13 protein-coding genes and 1 tRNA gene are annotated in these 17,066 nt (G+C 46.6%); 5 read left to right on the plus strand and 9 right to left on the minus strand.

The window, feature by feature from the left end; all coding sequences use genetic code 11:
• Positions 1-162: 162 nt before the first annotated feature.
• Positions 163-906: a type I methionyl aminopeptidase gene (gene map / locus NFR98_RS02590; RefSeq protein WP_014095983.1), complete on the minus strand. Its 744-nt coding sequence runs from the start codon at positions 904-906 to the stop codon at positions 163-165.
• A gap of 245 nt (positions 907-1,151) precedes the next feature.
• Here map and NFR98_RS02595 point away from each other — a divergent pair, with 245 nt between their 5' ends.
• Together NFR98_RS02595 and NFR98_RS02600 are read left to right on the plus strand one after the other, a co-directional pair.
• Positions 1,152-1,595 (plus strand): C40 family peptidase, encoded by a 444-nt coding sequence (locus tag NFR98_RS02595; protein ID WP_014095984.1) that lies wholly within the window; start codon positions 1,152-1,154, stop codon positions 1,593-1,595.
• A gap of 214 nt (positions 1,596-1,809) precedes the next feature.
• Positions 1,810-2,325, plus strand: a complete 516-nt coding sequence (locus NFR98_RS02600) for a hypothetical protein (protein WP_061087156.1) — start codon at positions 1,810-1,812, stop codon at positions 2,323-2,325.
• Positions 2,326-2,757: 432 nt separating this feature from the next.
• Here NFR98_RS02600 and NFR98_RS02605 read toward each other — a convergent pair whose 3' ends face one another.
• The 8 genes from NFR98_RS02605 to NFR98_RS02640 all read right to left on the minus strand — a co-directional run bounded on the left by NFR98_RS02605 (position 2,758) and on the right by NFR98_RS02640 (position 13,975).
• Positions 2,758-3,888, minus strand: coding sequence for a DEAD/DEAH box helicase (locus NFR98_RS02605; RefSeq protein WP_014095986.1), 1,131 nt, complete (start codon positions 3,886-3,888; stop codon positions 2,758-2,760).
• Positions 3,889-4,848: 960 nt separating this feature from the next.
• The gene (gene adhE, locus NFR98_RS02610) at positions 4,849-7,461 is read right to left on the minus strand and encodes a bifunctional acetaldehyde-CoA/alcohol dehydrogenase (RefSeq protein ID WP_017551965.1); all 2,613 of its coding nucleotides are present in this window, start codon (positions 7,459-7,461) and stop codon (positions 4,849-4,851) included.
• Positions 7,462-7,875: 414 nt separating this feature from the next.
• Positions 7,876-8,817, minus strand: coding sequence for a magnesium transporter CorA family protein (locus NFR98_RS02615; RefSeq protein WP_014095988.1), 942 nt, complete (start codon positions 8,815-8,817; stop codon positions 7,876-7,878).
• Between the two features lie 337 nt (positions 8,818-9,154).
• Positions 9,155-9,227: transfer RNA gene (locus NFR98_RS02620), tRNA-Lys, on the minus strand.
• Between the two features lie 223 nt (positions 9,228-9,450).
• Entirely contained in the window at positions 9,451-10,905 is a 1,455-nt protein-coding gene (gene panF, locus NFR98_RS02625) for a sodium/pantothenate symporter (RefSeq protein WP_014095990.1), read from the minus strand.
• The gene (locus tag NFR98_RS02630) at positions 10,902-11,174 is read right to left on the minus strand and encodes a YhdT family protein (protein WP_251459608.1); all 273 of its coding nucleotides are present in this window, start codon (positions 11,172-11,174) and stop codon (positions 10,902-10,904) included. The genes panF and NFR98_RS02630 overlap by 4 nt, the downstream gene beginning before the upstream one ends.
• 407 nt (positions 11,175-11,581) lie before the next feature.
• A complete protein-coding gene (gene galU, locus NFR98_RS02635) occupies positions 11,582-12,469 on the minus strand; it encodes a UTP--glucose-1-phosphate uridylyltransferase GalU (RefSeq protein ID WP_013858519.1) in 888 nt (295 codons plus the stop codon).
• 3 nt (positions 12,470-12,472) lie between these two features.
• The gene (locus NFR98_RS02640) at positions 12,473-13,975 is read right to left on the minus strand and encodes an NAD(P)H-hydrate dehydratase (protein ID WP_251459610.1); all 1,503 of its coding nucleotides are present in this window, start codon (positions 13,973-13,975) and stop codon (positions 12,473-12,475) included.
• Between the two features lie 148 nt (positions 13,976-14,123).
• On the opposite strand from NFR98_RS02640, the gene NFR98_RS02645 reads away from it, so the two are divergent.
• From NFR98_RS02645 to NFR98_RS02655, 3 genes are all read left to right on the plus strand, one after another.
• A complete protein-coding gene (locus NFR98_RS02645; protein WP_251459612.1) occupies positions 14,124-14,528 on the plus strand; it encodes a DUF4064 domain-containing protein in 405 nt (134 codons plus the stop codon).
• A 342-nt stretch (positions 14,529-14,870) separates the two neighbouring features.
• Positions 14,871-15,650 (plus strand): arginase family protein, encoded by a 780-nt coding sequence (locus NFR98_RS02650; RefSeq protein ID WP_035182353.1) that lies wholly within the window; start codon positions 14,871-14,873, stop codon positions 15,648-15,650.
• Positions 15,651-15,766: 116 nt separating this feature from the next.
• Entirely contained in the window at positions 15,767-17,062 is a 1,296-nt protein-coding gene (locus tag NFR98_RS02655) for a homoserine dehydrogenase (RefSeq protein WP_251459614.1), read from the plus strand.
• Positions 17,063-17,066: the final 4 nt, after the last annotated feature.

A 17,066-nucleotide genomic window follows, 5' to 3' on the forward strand; every position in this document is an offset into this window, starting at 1 on the left:
CGGAGCAGGGCATTTCCCCGTTTACTGCGTTAAAACGACGGGATCTTTCCAAATGCATACTTCAGACCCCCGCTTGATGATTAAAACGAGGCGGGCTATTTATTCCACTGTAGCCGCCCGAAACGGTGATTCTCTAGGGAGGACAATGCTCCGGCGCACCGCTTATCGCGTTAGAACGATGGGGGTTCCTTTTGTTACAATGACGGTATGTTCCACTTGCGCTACAAAGCTTCCGTCCGGCGTTACATACGTCCAGCCGTCGCCCGATTCTACCACTTCATCAGCGCCGGTCGAGACAAACGGTTCAAACGCAATGACCATGCCGTCCTGTAACAAACCTGTATCGTCTGGGTCATAGTAATTTAAAATATACTCGGGATCCTCATGCAGGGCCTTCCCGACACCGTGGCCCGTCAAATTCAAGAGTACTTCAAAACCATTGTCGTACACTGCTTTTTCAACCGCCCGGCCGATTTGATTCTGCCGATTGCCGGCCCGGATTTTTTTCAGGCCGCTGTCAAACGCCAGCTGCGCACATTCGCACAGCGCAAATAATTCGGGATCTCCTTTTCCGACAACAAAAGAGATGCCTGTATCCGCATAATATCCATCCAGCGATCCGGATACATCCACATTCACAAGATCCCCTTCTTTTAACACGCGGTCTCCCGGAATGCCGTGCGCCACTTCTTCATTTACACTGATACAGGTGTAACCCGGGAAGTCATACTCTCCCTTTGGCCCGGAGACCGCCCCGTTTTCTGCAAACCTCTTGCCTGCCCATTCATCCAGCTCTTTTGTTGTGATGCCGGGCCTGGCTTTTTCCTTCAGCTCATCGCGAATGCTGGCAACAAGCCTCCCGATTTTTTTCAGTCCTTCCAAATCCGCTTCTGACTTGACGATCATGTTGAACGTTCCCTTCTGCTTTAAAGTCATGACTCCATTATATAGAAATAACGTTAGATATCAAAATCCATGGTTCACCCGAACAAAAAAGGATGCCGTGCCCCGCATGCCGGACGCCGTCAAACTTTTCACACTTTTGTCGTATACGTAATGTTTTTGTAATATTATTTAATGTGAGCGTAACCAAAGAATCGACAAATATTGGTATAGTGGGATTACAAGATTCATAGACAGAGGTGGGAAATTTGAAGAAAGTAGCTCCAATACTGCTTGCATTCATGCTGGGGACCGGTTTTTTACTGCCTGCTAAACAAGCGGCTGCTGCATCCTATTCCCCGTCAAAAGTCATCAGTACGGCAAAGAAATATATAGGGACGCCGTACAGGTGGGGCGGCACAAGCCCATCAGGTTTTGATTGTTCCGGCTTTGTAGGTTATACATTTAAAAAGAACGGAAAAAGCTTGCCGAGAACAGCAGCAAGCATTTACAAAAAAGGAAAAAAAGTCAGCAAGTCAAATTTAAAACCGGGCGATCTGGTTTTCTTCCATACTTATTCAAAAGGCGTTTCACATGTCGCCATTTATATCGGCCATAACCAAGTCATCCACTCCGTATCGCAGGGCGTAAAGATCGACAGCCTAAGCAATCCTTACTGGAAACCGCGGTACGTCGGGGCAAAAAGGCTTTGAGATCAAAAAACTTCGGAAAGCTCCCGATGTTTTTTTTTGCACTTTTTCTACCTCTACCCCTTCCCCGGGAATCTAAACCGGGATACAAAAATATGAATTAAAATTTTTTCAATAAATCTTATTTTTTTCTCCCTATTTACCATAAGAAACAAAAAATGCTATGATCGTGCTGCAAGTCTATTAAAAATTTACAGATTTAGGAAGGGGTTACAGCATGAAAAAAATTTGGTTTGCAACTTTTAGCCTTGCCCTTGTGCTTGCACTTGGCGCATGTTCCGGAAATTCAGGGCAGTCCGGGGCAAAGAAACCGGCAAAAAGCAGCACAAAAACAGCTTTGATGAATTTTTATATGAATCTCACCAATCATATCAATGCCCAGGACAGGGATTTAAATACGTATGAACAGGCGATCGCTAAGACGGACGAAAAACCGCCGAAAACTGAGCTTGCCACCATGCAGAAGGAAGCGCAGTCATCCGCAGAAAATGTAGTGAAAGAAATTAAAAATACGAAAATCCCATCCAAAATAAGTAGCTATCAATCGGAGATCAAAACGGCTGTAAAAGATTTGCAACAGTCCTACCAAATGAAAGCGGATGAGTTGAAAAAAACGAACCCTTCGCTGGATGCTGCGAACAAAAAACTGGAACAAGCCAACGATGAACTCGGCAAAGTATTTAAAAAAGCCGGCTTGTCACCGGCCAGACTCCCGGACGATGTTAATTCATAAGGAAGTTTCAAAATATAATCGGGCGATTGCCGACCCAAACGGCTTCCGCTGATGTCCATTCAGAGGGAAGTTTCGAAATACAATCGGGCGATGGCCAATGCCCATTCAAAGGGAAGTTTCAAAATACGACCGGGCGATTGCTGATACTCATTCAAATAAAAGTCTCAAAACACGACCAGGCGATGGCCGGTACCTATTCAAAAGGAAGTCTCAATACACAGCTGGACGATTGCCTATGCCCAATTAAAAGGAAGTCCAAAACAGAAGGCCTGCCGGAGAATCGATTTCCGGCAGGCCTTCTGCGGCATGAAAGACAACGAAACTTTGTATTTCATCTTTTTAAAGCAGAATAATCTTCCCGCTTTTGGAATCCGCCCAGGGAATGAAGCCATCCTCCGGACAAATTTTTCGCATTCAAAAAAACTGATTTGCCTATTCGGGATCTACCAGCTCACCGCGCTTTATGTCTTTTCGCCTCAATTCCACATGCTGCGCTTTTGCATATTTTTTCAACACCGTTTCTTCTTTCGGCGTGACAAGAGAGACAACTGTGCCGGGGTTTGAACCGAGCCGGCCTGTCCGTCCCGAACGGTGGACATATGCGGAACCATCTTCCGGCAAATCAAATTGAATCACATGCGTAATCGCCGGAATGTCCAGGCCGCGGGCAGCGACATCCGTTGCCAAAAGGAGCGGGACATCGCCGTTTTGGAACAACCGGATACTTTTTTCTCTTTCTTCCTTGCGCATATCGCCATGCAATTCGGCGATGGCCAGCCCTTTGAACCGGAGTTTTTCCACTGCAACCGAAACATCCCATTTATTATTAAAAAACACGAGTCCCCGGACCCCCATTCGGGCTATCTTTCGCAACTGCTCGATTTTGTCGCGCGGATCGCTGCTTACGATATAAATATGTTCAACCGGGCTCCGCGCCTCCTCTTTTGCAATGCGAATCAACAGGGGTTCTTTCATCTGTTCCATAGCCTTATGGGCTGCAGCATCAGGCAAAGTGGCTGAAAACAAAAGGAGCTGGCAGTCACGCATGGCGGATTTTACAATTTGTCCGACCGTGCGGCTGTATTCCTTTCCGAGCAGCTGGTCCCCTTCATCGAGCACCATCATTTTCACTTCATGCATTTTCAGTTTTTTCTGGTGGATCAATTCAAGGATGCGTCCAGGCGTCCCGATAACAAGGTGCGGGTGTTTTTTCAGTTTTTCAATTTGCCGTTTCACATTCGCGCCGCCGATCAGCGGGATGCTCCGGATTCCGCTTCCCTGTGACCATTTTCCGGCTTCCTCTTGGATTTGCATGACCAGTTCTTTAGAAGGCGCCAGAATGACAGCTTGAACCGTTTGTTTTCCGGGGTCCATCCGGTCGAGCACAGGCAGCAGGTAGGCGAGTGTTTTTCCCGATCCTGTCGGTGCTGCAGCAATCACATCCCGGCCGTCCAGCACAGCAGGAATCACTTTTTCCTGTACAGAAGCAGGATGTTCAAACGTTGAATTTTTCCATGCCTGTTGTAAAAAAGGCTGTAAATGATGAATGAATGTAGGTTCCATTGTTTTTTCCCTAACCTTCCTTTTCCAGTTCTTTTATCATACACTATCCCGTATGGAAAAGAAAAGTTATCTAACGTAGACCCGTTCTATGTTAAGGAAGATCGCTTAATATCGCCCCTATCTTAACGTAGAGGCGTTCTATGTTAAGGAAGACCGCCTAAAATCGTCCCTATCTTAACGTAGAGGTGTTCTATGTTAAGGAAGACCGAAAAAAAGTCATGCTTTCTTAACGTAGACCCGCTCTATATTAAGGAAGATCGAAAAAAATCGCCCCTTTCTTAACTTAGAGCCATTCTACGTTAAGGAAGATCGCCTAAAATCGTCCCTATCTTAACGTAGACCCGCTCTATATTAAGGAAGATCGAAAAAAATCGCCCCTTTCTTAACGTAGAGCCATTCTACGTTAAGGAAGACCTCCAAAAAGTCACGCTTTCTTAACTTAGAGGCGTTCTATGTTAAGGAAGACCGTTAAAAATCGTCCCTATCTTAACATAGACCCGCTCTACGTTAAGGAAGACAGAAAAAAAGTCATGCTTTCTTAACGTAGACCCGCTCTATATTAAGGAAGATCGAAAAAAATCGCCCCTTTCTTAACGTAGACCCATTCTACGTTAAGGAAGACCGAAAAAAAGTCATGCTTTCTTAACGTAGACCCGCTCTATATTAAGGAAGATCGAAAAAAATCGTCCCTTTCTTAACGTAGAGCCATTCTACGTTAAGGAAGACCGCCAGAAATCATCCCTATCTTAACGTAGATCCTCGTTCCTTACCTTAAAAACCCGTCTAAGTGAAGTGATCGCCAAAATTCTGGCTATTTCCTTCACTTAGACGGGCTCTATGTTAACGGATCAACAATTTTTAAATTGCTTCTTTTTCATAGACACGGGCTACATGAGCGTTTTCGCCAAAACCTCTTCGGTTCCCTTCACGTAAAGTGCGCCTCTTCCAAAATGAAAGCCATTATTTTGCTTCAACGCCTTCAAAAGCTTTGCGTAAAATGTCTTCCAATTCGCTGACAAGCGGCAATTTAGGGTTTGCAGGTGTGCATTGGTCTTCAAATGCGCGGTCTGCAATAATGGCAACCCGTTTTTCAAAGTCCGCCCGGTTCACGCCGGCTGCTTTTAGGCTAAGCGGAATATTGAACAGTTTGCACATCCGGATGATTTCCTGGCAAAGGCTTTCGACACCTTCTTCTGTCGTGCTTGCCGGAAGACCAAGTACGCGCGCGATTTCCGCGTAGCGTTGATCCGCAATAAAATGTTCGTATTTCGGGAATGCCGCAAATTTTTTCGGCTTTTGCGCGTTATAGCGGATGACATGCGGCAACAGAATCGCGTTAGCCCGGCCGTGCGGAATATGGAATTCAGCGCCGATTTTATGGGCAAGTGAATGGTTGATGCCAAGGAATGCATTCGAGAACGCCATCCCTGCCAAAGTCGATGCATTGTGCATTTTTTCGCGTGCCAGTGCATCATTGCCATTTGCGTATGCTTTCGGCAAGTATTCGTGAACAAGCTGGATGGCCTTAATTGCCAGGCCGTCCGTATAGTCGTTGGCCATGTTGGATACATAGGCTTCAATCGCATGGGTCAAAACGTCCATCCCGGTATCGGCTGTTACGGATTTCGGAACGGTCATAACAAACTGCGGGTCAATGATCGCAACATCCGGTGTCAGTTCATAGTCTGCGAGCGGATATTTTGTGTTGTTCTTTTTATCCGAAATGACGGCGAAAGAAGTCACTTCAGAACCGGTGCCCGATGTGGTCGGAATGCAGACCAGCTGCGCTTTTTCACCCAGTTTCGGGAATTTGGCAACCCGTTTCCGGATGTCCATAAATTTTTGCTTCAATTCGTTGAAATCAACTTCCGGATGCTCATAGAACAGCCACATGCCTTTTGCAGCATCCATCGCCGACCCGCCGCCAAGCGCGATAATGACATCCGGCTGGAAGCTTGCCATAGCTGCGGCACCTTTCCGAACCGTTTCAATAGACGGATCCGGTTCGACTTCTGAGAAAATTTCACAGTGCACATAGTCCGGGCGTTTCCGCAAGTAATACAGTACTTTCTCAACGAATCCAAGCCTGACCATATCCGGATCGGTGACAATAAAGGCACTTGAGATATCCGGCATTTTTTCCAGGTATTGGACCGAGTTCTTTTCAAAATACACGCGCGGTGGAATTTTAAACCATTGCATATTGACTCTCCGTTTCGCCATTGTTTTTACATTGTAAAGATTGATGACACCGACGTTTGTGGACACCGAGTTGCCGCCAAACGTGCCGCAGCCGAGTGTCAAAGAAGGCATGTAGGCATTGTAAATGTCGCCGATTGCCCCTTGCGAAGACGGGGAGTTGACAATGATCCGGCCGGCTTTCATTTTTAAGCCGTATTGTTCAATGACTTCATCGTTTGTCGAATGGATCACAGCCGAGTGACCAAGTCCGCCGAATTCGAGCATGGCTTCTGCAAATTCGAAACCTTGTTTTGTGCTGTTGGCTTTGTAACAGGCCAAAACCGGGCTTAATTTTTCTCTGGAAAGCGGGTAGTCCGGGCCGACACCTGTAAGTTCGGCGATTAAAATTTTGGTATCTTCCGGAACATTTACGCCTGCCATTTTCGCAATTTCATAGGCCGGTTTGCCGACAATGGCGCTGTTGACGGATTGCGTCTTTTCATTGATGACGGTTTTCTCAACCTTTTTCTTCTCCGCTTCATTCAGGAAGTAGCATTGATTTGCAATCAATTCGTTTTTCACATTGTCATAAATTTCTTTGTCGATGATGACAGCCTGTTCCGACGCACAGATCATGCCGTTGTCAAACGTTTTGGACAAAATCAAATCATTGACGGCGCGTTTGATATCAGCAGATTTTTCAATATAGCAAGGGACGTTTCCCGGCCCGACGCCAAGCGCAGGTTTCCCGCTCGAATATGCGGACTTTACCATGCCGGAACCGCCCGTTGCAAGAATCAGTGAAATACCCGAATGGTTCATCAATTGCTGTGTCGCTTCAATGGCCGGTTTTTCGATCCATTGGATGCAGTTTTCCGGGGCGCCGGCTTTCACAGCAGCGTCAAGCATCACTTTTGCGGCATGGCTGCTGCATTTTTGTGCGGACGGATGGAACGCGAAAATAATTGGGTTGCGTGTTTTAATGGCAATTAATGCTTTAAACATCGTGGTTGATGTCGGATTTGTTACAGGAGTGACCCCGGCAATAACGCCGACCGGTTCCGCAAATTTAACAATCCCTTCATTATTGTTTTCGTCAATGATGCCGACTGTTTTGTTATATTTAATGTTGTGATAGATGTATTCTGTTGCAAACAAGTTTTTTGTCATTTTGTCTTCATATACGCCGCGCCCTGTTTCTTCCACGGCCATTTTGGCGAGCACCATATGCTGTTCCAACCCGGCAAGTGCCATTTGTTTTACGATATTGTCCACTTGCGCCTGATCCAGTTCCATAAATTCATGCAGTGCTTTTTGCCCTTTTGCGACGAGGGAATCGACCATTTCCGTGATTTGCGCAGATTTGCCAACAACTTTTTCATCGATTGCCATGTTCGTGGCCCCCATTCTAAATGTTTTTGTGAATAATTTCACATGATAGACTAAAAAATATAATTTGTGAAGTATTTCACATGATTTTCTGCCGTTTTACATTTGTTTCTTTTCTTTATGGCTTTATTATAGGCGATTTCACATGCTATGGCTGTGTCAGATTGGTGACAAATGAATAAATCATTTATAAACTTTTTTCTTTAAAATATTGCTTTCCAGCTATGATTTAATTAAAATAAGTTTTTTCCGCCTTTTTACATTGTAAGTGCTTACATTTTATATTTGAATATTTATGCAAAATTCCGTATAGAAATTGCCGTAAAAAAAACCGCTTCTCGCTTGTGAAACCTGCACATTCACAAGGTAGAAACGGAAAAGGAGATGAATTTTATGCAAATCCATCTCCCAGGTGTGTTAGAAATATCTTTTTTTCCAAAAAATAAGGGCTGTAACACTGGAAAGAACCAGAGAGGCCAAAAACGCCAGCCAAAACCCATGGGGGCTTGATTGCCATGGCAGGCCGTGAAGATTCATTCCGAAAAAGCTGGATACCATCGTTGGCAGGGAAAGGATAATCGTGACCGTCGTCAAAAATTTCATCACGCCGTTCACGTTATTGGAAATGACAGAAGCATAGGCATCCATCATGCCGCTTAAAATATTGCTGTGCACTTCACACATTTCGATTGCCTGTTTGACTTCAATCATGACGTCATCCAGTAAGTCCATGTCATCTTCATATACTTTTAGAAAATGCTGCCGTGTCATTTTTTCCAAGACGATTTTATTGGCTTTTAATGAGGTAGTGAAATACACGAGCGTTTTTTCAAGGCTCAACAGTTCGAACAGTTCCTCGTTTCGCATCGATTCGTGCAATTCGCGTTCGATCAAGCTTGATCTGCGGTCGATATATTTTAAATAGTTCAAATAATAGCTTGCAACTTCATACAGAATTTGAAGGGTAAATCTGGTTTTCATGTAGGTGTAAAACCCGCGCACCCGTCTGTGGATAAATTTTCCGATAATCGGATTGTCCTCTAGGCAGACCGTGATGAAATAAAAAGGCGTGACGATAATCCCGAGCGGAATCGTATCATACAGCGCGGAGTCCACATCGTCCTTTACCTTAACCGGAAGGCCGACAATGATTAAAATATCATCGTCTTCTTTTTCAATACGGGAGCGTTCATCGACATCCAGCGGGTCTTTAATAAAATCGATCGGTATATTCGTTTGTTGGACAACCTGGTTGATTTCTTCTTCTGTCGGGTTCACCAGGTTCACCCAGCATCCTTTTGACAAAATTTCTGTTTCCTTCAGTTTGCCGTTTTCGTCCGTTAAATACATATTTAACATGCAGGCACCTCCTCTTCTCTTTTGAGGAAGCTCAAGCATACTTTACTCTTCCAGAGACTGATAACGTGTAGGATTGGTCGAGGCCAGTATGAAGACTTCCTCTTGCTTATGTTTCATGCACGACCTCGGATGCGCGTCAGAATCCATCAGTTATCATCTCCTTTTTTTCTTCGATTCATAAATAGCTGCGAAACCTGCAACCATTTTATTATACCACAATATAGTATGCCTGAATATGTCCGCTTGTTATTTTTTAGCCGGATTATCCGCACAAAAAACTTACATAAAAATAAAAAAGCAATATAATGGCACATTTGTGCATCATATTGCTTCGTGATGGGACATGAGGGGCTCGAACCCACGACCCGCTGATTAAGAGTCAGCTGCTCTTCCAACTGAGCTAATGTCCCGCAGATGACAATCATTATATTATCACAAATCCGGGAAAGATGCAACGAAAAATTTTTTTAGATCCGGGCCGGGCAGATGATTCGTCCCGGCCCGATTGATTCTTATTTTGCAGCTTTTTCCGGACATCGCACATTTTTAGCTAAAAATTTCAATTTGAGGCGCCTGTTTACTCGGCCCCGATAAGTCATAATGACGCGTGTCGATTGAACCGGTACTTTTACTTTATGCCCCATCGCGTTCAGCCCGAATGGCAGCTCTCTTGCGCCCGAAGAGAAGGCTCGCCGCGATAAACCCGGCGCAGGAAATAAGGACCGGCAGCACCACTGTATGCAATCCGAACGGGTTTGGATGCAAGCGGTCCAGCAGAATGTACGAGCCCATGCCGAGTATCATAGAACAAACCGCGCCGTACTTGTTTCCTTTATTCCAGTACAAGCCGAAAATCACCGGCCATATAAAAACGGATTCCAGGCCGCCAAAGGAAAACAAGTTGAGCCATATGATCAATTTCGGCGGGCTGAGCGACAACAGCACGACAATGACGGCAATCGCTGCGGTCACGCTGAAACTTGCCGCTTTCATCTGTTTTTCGGATGCGTTCGGTTTCACATAATTCAAATAAAGGTCTTTGACAAGCGCGGAACCGACGAGAATGAGGAGCGCATCAACGGTAGACATAATTGCGGCCATCGGAGCAGCAAGCACGATACCGGCCGGCACAGGCGGCAGCACTTTCATCGTTAACAGCGGCATTACCGTATCGGGCACTTTCACACCCGGTATGACAGCACGTGCCATCACGCCAATAAAATGCATGCCGAACATAATAAACCCAATGACAATGGTACCGATGATGATCGCCCTGTGCATCGCCCGGGAATCTTTGTAGGACATCGCACGGACCGTAATTTGCGGCAGGCCGACGACACCAATCCCGACCAAAATCCAAAACGACGACACATAGGCAGGGCTCAGGCTGTGCCCGTGTCCGAACGGCGTAATCAGATCCGGGTCCTCTGCAGCAAGTTTGTGCATAATCGGTTCCATCCCGCCGCCCGCTTTAATGGTTGCCACCAGTAAAATAAGCGTGCCGAGAAACATGACCGTGCCCTGGACTGCATCTGTCACCGCCACTGCGCGAAATCCCCCGACTACGACAAACAGCGTAACAGAAGCGGCAAAAATTAGGAGCGACGCCGTATACGACAATCCGGTCAGCGATTCAACAAGGCGCGCACCGCCGATCCACTGTGCCGTCATCGATGAAAACAGAAAAATAATAATGCTTGCTGCCGCCAAAATGACGACGGCATCACTTTGATAACGGCTTTTTAAAAAGTCAATCAGCGTCACCGCCTCATATTTGCGTGCCATAATCGCAAATTTTTTCCCGAGCACCATCAGGACAAAATAGCCGGTTGAAAGCTGTGCCATAGAAAGAAGCACCCAGCCAAGCCCCTGTGTGTACGCCACACCCGGCCCGCCGATAAAGCTGCTGGCGCTCCCGTATGTCGCCACCATCGTCATCGCGAGGATAAAACCGCCGAGCTGCCGTTTTCCGAGAAAATATTCCTGTACAAAAGATTGCGTTTTGATCACGTATTGATTGGCCCAAAAACCAACGGCAAAAATAATGAGCAAAAAAATGAGCAGTGGTGCCAATACCGGCCAGTTCATGGCTTGTCCCCCTCTTCATCATCGAAAGGGATATCCTTAAAAAAGAACTTCACAATGAAGATGACAAGCGCCGTCACGACAATATACCCGGCAATACAGCTGTAAAAAAACCATGATGGCATACCAAATATATAATGATACTGTTTGGCCGGCCGTGAACCGAGGCCGTAAGCAAAACCATACCACCAGAGAAAATTGAACAGCACAAGCCCGACGCCGATCCATGCTTCCTTATGCGCCTGTTTAAATCTTTGGTCACCTTTTTTCAAAATGTGCCATCCCTTCCTTACTTTTGCTACTATCTTACATCTTTTTCATCCGGCCGTGTGATTTTCACCATGAATCAGGTTTGTTTTGCATAAAAGCACTGGAACTTGCAAAATAAGCCGAACGAAACTGGATTCCTTTTCATGGTTGCCAGAAACAACCTCTCTTCTGATCGTCATTGATTTTGACGCGAAAAACTTCATTTCATTCTATATAAGTTGAGCTTAAGTTACATCAAGCCCGAGCGCCAATTTGCACGATGACGATTTTTTACAGCAGGCAACAAAAGCTGCGATATTTTAGCTGGAACTTCGGGTTGTATCCCGATCCCCATCGCACAGCCCGATAAAAAACGCCTGCGTTCGCATATTTCGCGAAACAGGCGTTTTTACCGGCAGACCTGCAAGTTTCAGATCTGATGGTTTTGAATTCTCCATTGCAAATCTTCCAAATACCGGAGCAAATCATCGCGCAGATCTTCCCGGGAAAGCGCCATTTCAATCGTCGATTTGATAAACCCGAATTTTTCGCCGACGTCGTAGCGTTTCCCTTCATAAGCATAGGCATACACTTTTTGGATTTCATTCAATTGTTCAATGGCATCGGTCAGCTGGATTTCACCGCCTGATCCCGTCTTCTGCAATGAAAGGAAATCAAAAATCTCCGGTGTTAAAATATACCGCCCGATAATGGCGACATTTGACGGCGCTTCCTCCACTTTCGGCTTTTCTACAAAGCCTTTCACATCATAAATTCTTCCCTTTTGATCGAGCGGGTCAATAATCCCGTAACGGTTTGTTTCCTCACGCGCGACTTCCATGACGGCAATCACGCTGGAATGGACCTGTTCATAAACATCGATCATTTGTTTCAGGCAAGGCGGTTCAGCTTGGATAATATCATCGCCAAGGAGCACGGCGAACGGCTCATTCCCGATAAATTTGCGCGCACACCAAATCGCGTGGCCCAGTCCTTTCGGTTCCTTTTGCCGGATATAATGGATATCCACTTCTGCAGGCTGGCGCACTTTTTCAAGCAGATCAAATTTTTTCTTTGCGATCAAATTGTCCTCAAGCTCAAATGCGTGGTCAAAATGGTCTTCAATCGCCCGTTTCCCTTTCCCGGTTACGATGATGATATCTTCAATGCCGGAATCAATGGCCTCTTCCACAATATATTGGATTGTCGGCTTATCGACAATCGGCAGCATTTCTTTCGGCATTGCCTTCGTCGCCGGCAGGAAACGTGTTCCAAGCCCCGCTGCCGGGATAATCGCCTTCTTGATTTTTTGCATCATTTGTCACCTCTTTATAAAACGGTCACCGTTTCCTAAACCCGGCGCTTTCCCTGCATCTTTTGCGGCCGTTTCCAATTGGTGCATCACTTTGGGAAGCAGCCGGGAAAATTCATGGGCAGTGAGTGTAGCGGACCCGTTTTCCCGGATCCACAAGTCTGCGCATGCCCCGTGAATATAAACGGCATTGGCAACCGCTTCCTTGATATTAGCATACGTGCATATATTTGCCAAGAGCATGCCGGTTAATGTATCACCGCTTCCGCCTTTTGCCAGGCTGCTGTTGCCGGTTGTGTTTACATAGCCGCTGCCATCCGGAAAAGCCATCACCGTGTACTGCCCTTTTAAAACAACGATGACCCCGTGTTCCTGTGCATATGCGGAAGCAAGCCTGATCCTATCTGCAGCGATTTGCCCGGTCGGTATGTCCGCCATCCTTGAAAATTCCCCTGGATGCGGCGTTAAAACGACCGGCGCCGTGCGTTTCGGGTATGTCCTTTTATGTAATGCACCCGCATCGAGGACAACAGGAAGCGGTTCTTTTAAAACGCCGTGAATGAAAGACTCCAGCTGCTCATCCGGCTCAATCCCGGGACCGATGGCCACCCCGGCAAATTTCTGCCCCAAATCGTTAAGCCGCTTTGAAAAATCCCTTTTTAAATAAGTCGCTTCCGGAACGAGTGTAGCGATCACATTCCGGGCACCGCTTTCCGTAAAAACGGAGAGTTTCCCGATCCCCATCCGCATGGCGCCGATCGCAGCCAGTGCCGCACTCCCCGGCATACCGTCACTCCCGGCAACCAAAAGCCCGGTCCCGAATGTGCCTTTATGGACATTGCCGCTTCTTTCGGGGAGCGAACGGATGACATCTTCTTCTGACCAAATTTTCCATTTTGAAGTATGCGGCAGACCGATCCCGACAGCCTTTGTTTCGCCGAAATAAGCGGAAGAAGGGAATAACAGGCTGGACGGTTTCAAACCATGAAGAGAAAACGTATAATCTGCGTGTACGGTATGCGGATCGGCATCACCCGTATCCCCCGCCACTCCCGTCGGTACGTCAATGGCGGCCACTTTTGCCTTCCGGGTATTGATCCAATCGGTTACTTCTGCAAGATCATCCCTGAGCGGCAGCCTTGTACCAACGCCAAGCAGCCCGTCTGCGATCCAGTCATAATGTTTCTCACGGTCAAAAGGGGCTGCTTCAAAGCCGCACGATTGAAAATAGGAAAAATGCTGCGCAGCCTCTTTCGTTTGCGGCGGGCCTAAAGGAAAGATCAAATCCGCGTTGTATCCGTTCAGTTTTAAATAGCGGGCAAGTACGATCCCGTCCCCACCGTTATTCCCTTTGCCGGAAAGCACCGCAATCGTGTCGCGTTTGGAAAGGAGCGGCGCAAGGGCGCGGTACAGACCGCTTCCGGCATTTTCCATCAGCGTAAACGTATCCATGCCGAAAGAAGCTGCATTTGCATCGGCTTCCTTAATTTCTTTGCTTGTATAAATTTGCATGGCCAAACCCCCCCGTTCTCATAGTTTTATTGTAACACTGCTTGAATGCGACAACATAAAATTTCTAATTTCCGAATCCTTTTTTTGTTTTTTTCGTATTTATGGAAGGGAATGGGTTTTATAGACAAGAAAGAAAGGGGTGGTAGAAATGAAACGAACTGCTGAAATTGTACTGAGCATCATTGGCGCGGTGCTAAACGGACTTGTCGCAATCCTCGTTATCTTCTTTACGATAGCCATGAAAAGCCAAAGTATTATCGACCAGCTGAAAAATGATGCCTCCATACGGGAAGCCGACTTTCAAACAGTCCTTCATACGATCCAGGCGCTCGGCTGGGGAATTGCTGTGGTGCTTATCATCGGAACGGTGATCGGCATTGTCGCCGCTGTTCAACTGAGGAATAACAAAAGGCCGAAGCTGTCAGGCATTTTGCTTATTATCGGTGCATTGCTTGTGTTCTTTTTCACCGTCGGATTCGGGGTGCTCCCGGCGCTGCTTTACCTGATTGCGGGCATTTTGAGCCTCGTGCGCAAACCGCCAGTCATCGTTTAATCGTTTAATAGAGCATGAGCCTTCCTGCATGAGGGAGGCTTATTTTGATGCAAAAAAATAAATACGGCCAAGCGCGATTCCGCCTTTCATGCCAGCTAATCCGGCAATTAAAAAAGCCGGATGAAGATTTCCTGTCAAACGGAACACGGGAGCACGGCGTTTGCCGGTGGCCGTTTCAAAAATTTACCTGTATCATCATCTTCCCGCTCCTTCCCGCCTGAGCCGGAAACGATGCGTGTTTCAAAAAAATGTGATAAAATCATAATAAATCGTTTCAATATTCCGCCATTCAAAGGAACCTGCTTCAACCCGTTCTGTGAATTCTTAAAGGAGATGAAAGAGATGGGTTTATTGCATAAAGGTGTCACGATATTGGCTTTTGACGAAACGTATGATGAACAAAAAAGGATCCAGTCTTTTCCCCATGAAACTATTAATCTGAAACATATCCGCCATACCAATCTTTTTTGTGAAAAACAGGCGCTTTTCCAAATTGAAACGGCACTGGACCGCCGCAAACAAAAAGGCATCACCTTTCTTGGAAGTGGCAACTACCATTATGTGACCTCCCTGCTTTTAAAAAAAGCGCCGAAACCGTTCACCCTTGTGCTGTTCGACAACCATCCGGACATGGACGACAGCTTTGAACAGACACTGCTATCATGCGGGTCGTGGGTATCCTACGCCTTAAAAACGAACCCGCTGCTGAAAAGAGTTGTCATCATCGGCCCGACTTCTTTCAAAACACATCGCCGCCCGCCACAAACCGTCCAAATTTTTCCTTTTAACGGCCGGAATCTTGAAAACCGGAAACGGATTTTATCCGCCATTCCAACAGATACCGTCTATATCAGCATTGACAAAGACGTCCTTTCCCCGGCTTTTGCCGAGACAAACTGGGATCAGGGGAGGATGGGCAAGCAGGAATTGCTGTCCTGTATTTCGGCCATTCTCGATCAAAAGCAAGTATTCGGCATCGATATATGCGGGGAAACCGCAGTCTCGCCGGCTGAACGCTTTCTCCCGCATGCATTTGAAATAAGCCAAAAAAACGACGCCATGAATGCTGAAATCCTCGAAGTTTGCCTGGAGCGGCACCCGCAACCAGCACTGCACGTCTGATTCTTTTTCTTACTTTTTAAAAAAGAAAGACTTGATCTTCCTCTGTAATCATGCTTTAATGTCTATTATACAAAGACATTTGTTTTCTGTAAAAATACATAAAGAGGTGTGATCAAATGAAATCGGACGTTTCAATCGGACTGCTTGGACTCGGAACCGTTGGCTGCGGCGTTGTCAAACTGATCCGGCAGCATCAGGAGGAACTCGTCCATCAGCTTGGGCGTGAAGTAAAGGTGAAACGAATTCTCGTGCGCGACACCGAAAAGGACCGCGGTGTAGACATTGATCCCGCCTCTGTCACTACAAATCCCGATGAGATACTAAATGACCCGGAAATCGATGTCGTCGTTGAAGTGATGGGCGGAATTGATGAAGCCCGCCGGTACATTGTCAAGGCGATTGAAAATAAAAAACATGTCGTGACCGCGAACAAAGATTTAATTGCTCTCTATGGCCCGGAGCTTCAGGAACTGGCCTGGAAAAACCAGTGTGACTTGCTGTATGAGGCAAGCGTCGGCGGCGGCATCCCGATTATCAGGGGGCTTACAGACGGCCTTGTTTCCGACCGGATCCAAAAAGTGATGGGGATCGTCAACGGGACAACCAATTTTATTTTGACCAAAATGATGGATGAAGGCGTTTCTTATGACGAGGCGCTGAAAGAGGCACAGGAACTTGGTTTTGCCGAAGCCGACCCGACATCAGATGTGGAAGGCCTGGATGCGGCAAGGAAAATGGCGATTTTGGCAAGGCTCGCATTCTATACAAATGTGAAACTTGAAGATGTGGAAGTGGAAGGCATTACCCATCTTTCATCCGCAGATTTGCATTATGGGAAAACGCTCGGGTATACGATGAAGCTGATCGGCATGGCGGAATGCCAAGATGAACATATTGAAGTGAGCGTGCAGCCGGCGTTTATCGCCCAAAACCACCCGCTTGCTTCCGTGAAAAATGAATTCAATGCCGTTTATATTAACGGGGAAGCAATCGGCGAAGCGATGTTTTACGGGCCCGGCGCCGGAAGCATGCCGACTGCGACCGCGGTCGTGAGCGATTGTATTGCCGCGATTAAAAACATGCAGCTCGGCGTGAACGGCCGGAACCTCAGGGGCCCGCGCTTTGAACGGAAACTCATGCCGCCTAAGCAGCGCTACGGGCAATTTTATATCCGTATGCATTTAAAAGACCAGGTCGGCGCATTTTCTAAAATTACAGCCGCCTTCAGCGCCCTCAATATCAGCTTTAAACGGATTTTGCAGACGCCTGATAAACGCGATGAGCTTGCGGAAATCATCATTGTTACCCACAAAGTGTCGCTCGACCGTTTCCAAAAGGCGCTCGAGCAGTTAAATGAAATGCCTGTTGTCAAAGAAGTGAACAGCTACTACCGTGTTGAAGGAGAGGCATAAAAAC

Origin of the sequence: Weizmannia agrestimuris, assembly GCF_943193165.1 — a bacterium.
GTDB lineage: Bacteria > Bacillota > Bacilli > Bacillales > Bacillaceae_C > Weizmannia > Weizmannia faecalis.

Coding starts and splice junctions, on each gene's coding strand:
- NFR98_RS02615 (WP_014095988.1), bottom strand. CDS start 8,817: ATGTTAAATATGTATTTAACGGACGAAAACGGCAAACTGAAGGAAACA.
- NFR98_RS02645 (WP_251459612.1), top strand. CDS start 14,124: ATGAAACGAACTGCTGAAATTGTACTGAGCATCATTGGCGCGGTGCTA.
- NFR98_RS02640 (WP_251459610.1), bottom strand. CDS start 13,975: ATGCAAATTTATACAAGCAAAGAAATTAAGGAAGCCGATGCAAATGCA.
- NFR98_RS02600 (WP_061087156.1), top strand. CDS start 1,810: ATGAAAAAAATTTGGTTTGCAACTTTTAGCCTTGCCCTTGTGCTTGCA.
- NFR98_RS02605 (WP_014095986.1), bottom strand. CDS start 3,888: ATGGAACCTACATTCATTCATCATTTACAGCCTTTTTTACAACAGGCA.
- panF (WP_014095990.1), bottom strand. CDS start 10,905: ATGAACTGGCCGGTATTGGCACCACTGCTCATTTTTTTGCTCATTATT.
- map (WP_014095983.1), bottom strand. CDS start 906: ATGATCGTCAAGTCAGAAGCGGATTTGGAAGGACTGAAAAAAATCGGG.
- NFR98_RS02650 (WP_035182353.1), top strand. CDS start 14,871: ATGGGTTTATTGCATAAAGGTGTCACGATATTGGCTTTTGACGAAACG.
- NFR98_RS02655 (WP_251459614.1), top strand. CDS start 15,767: ATGAAATCGGACGTTTCAATCGGACTGCTTGGACTCGGAACCGTTGGC.
- galU (WP_013858519.1), bottom strand. CDS start 12,469: ATGATGCAAAAAATCAAGAAGGCGATTATCCCGGCAGCGGGGCTTGGA.
- adhE (WP_017551965.1), bottom strand. CDS start 7,461: ATGGCAATCGATGAAAAAGTTGTTGGCAAATCTGCGCAAATCACGGAA.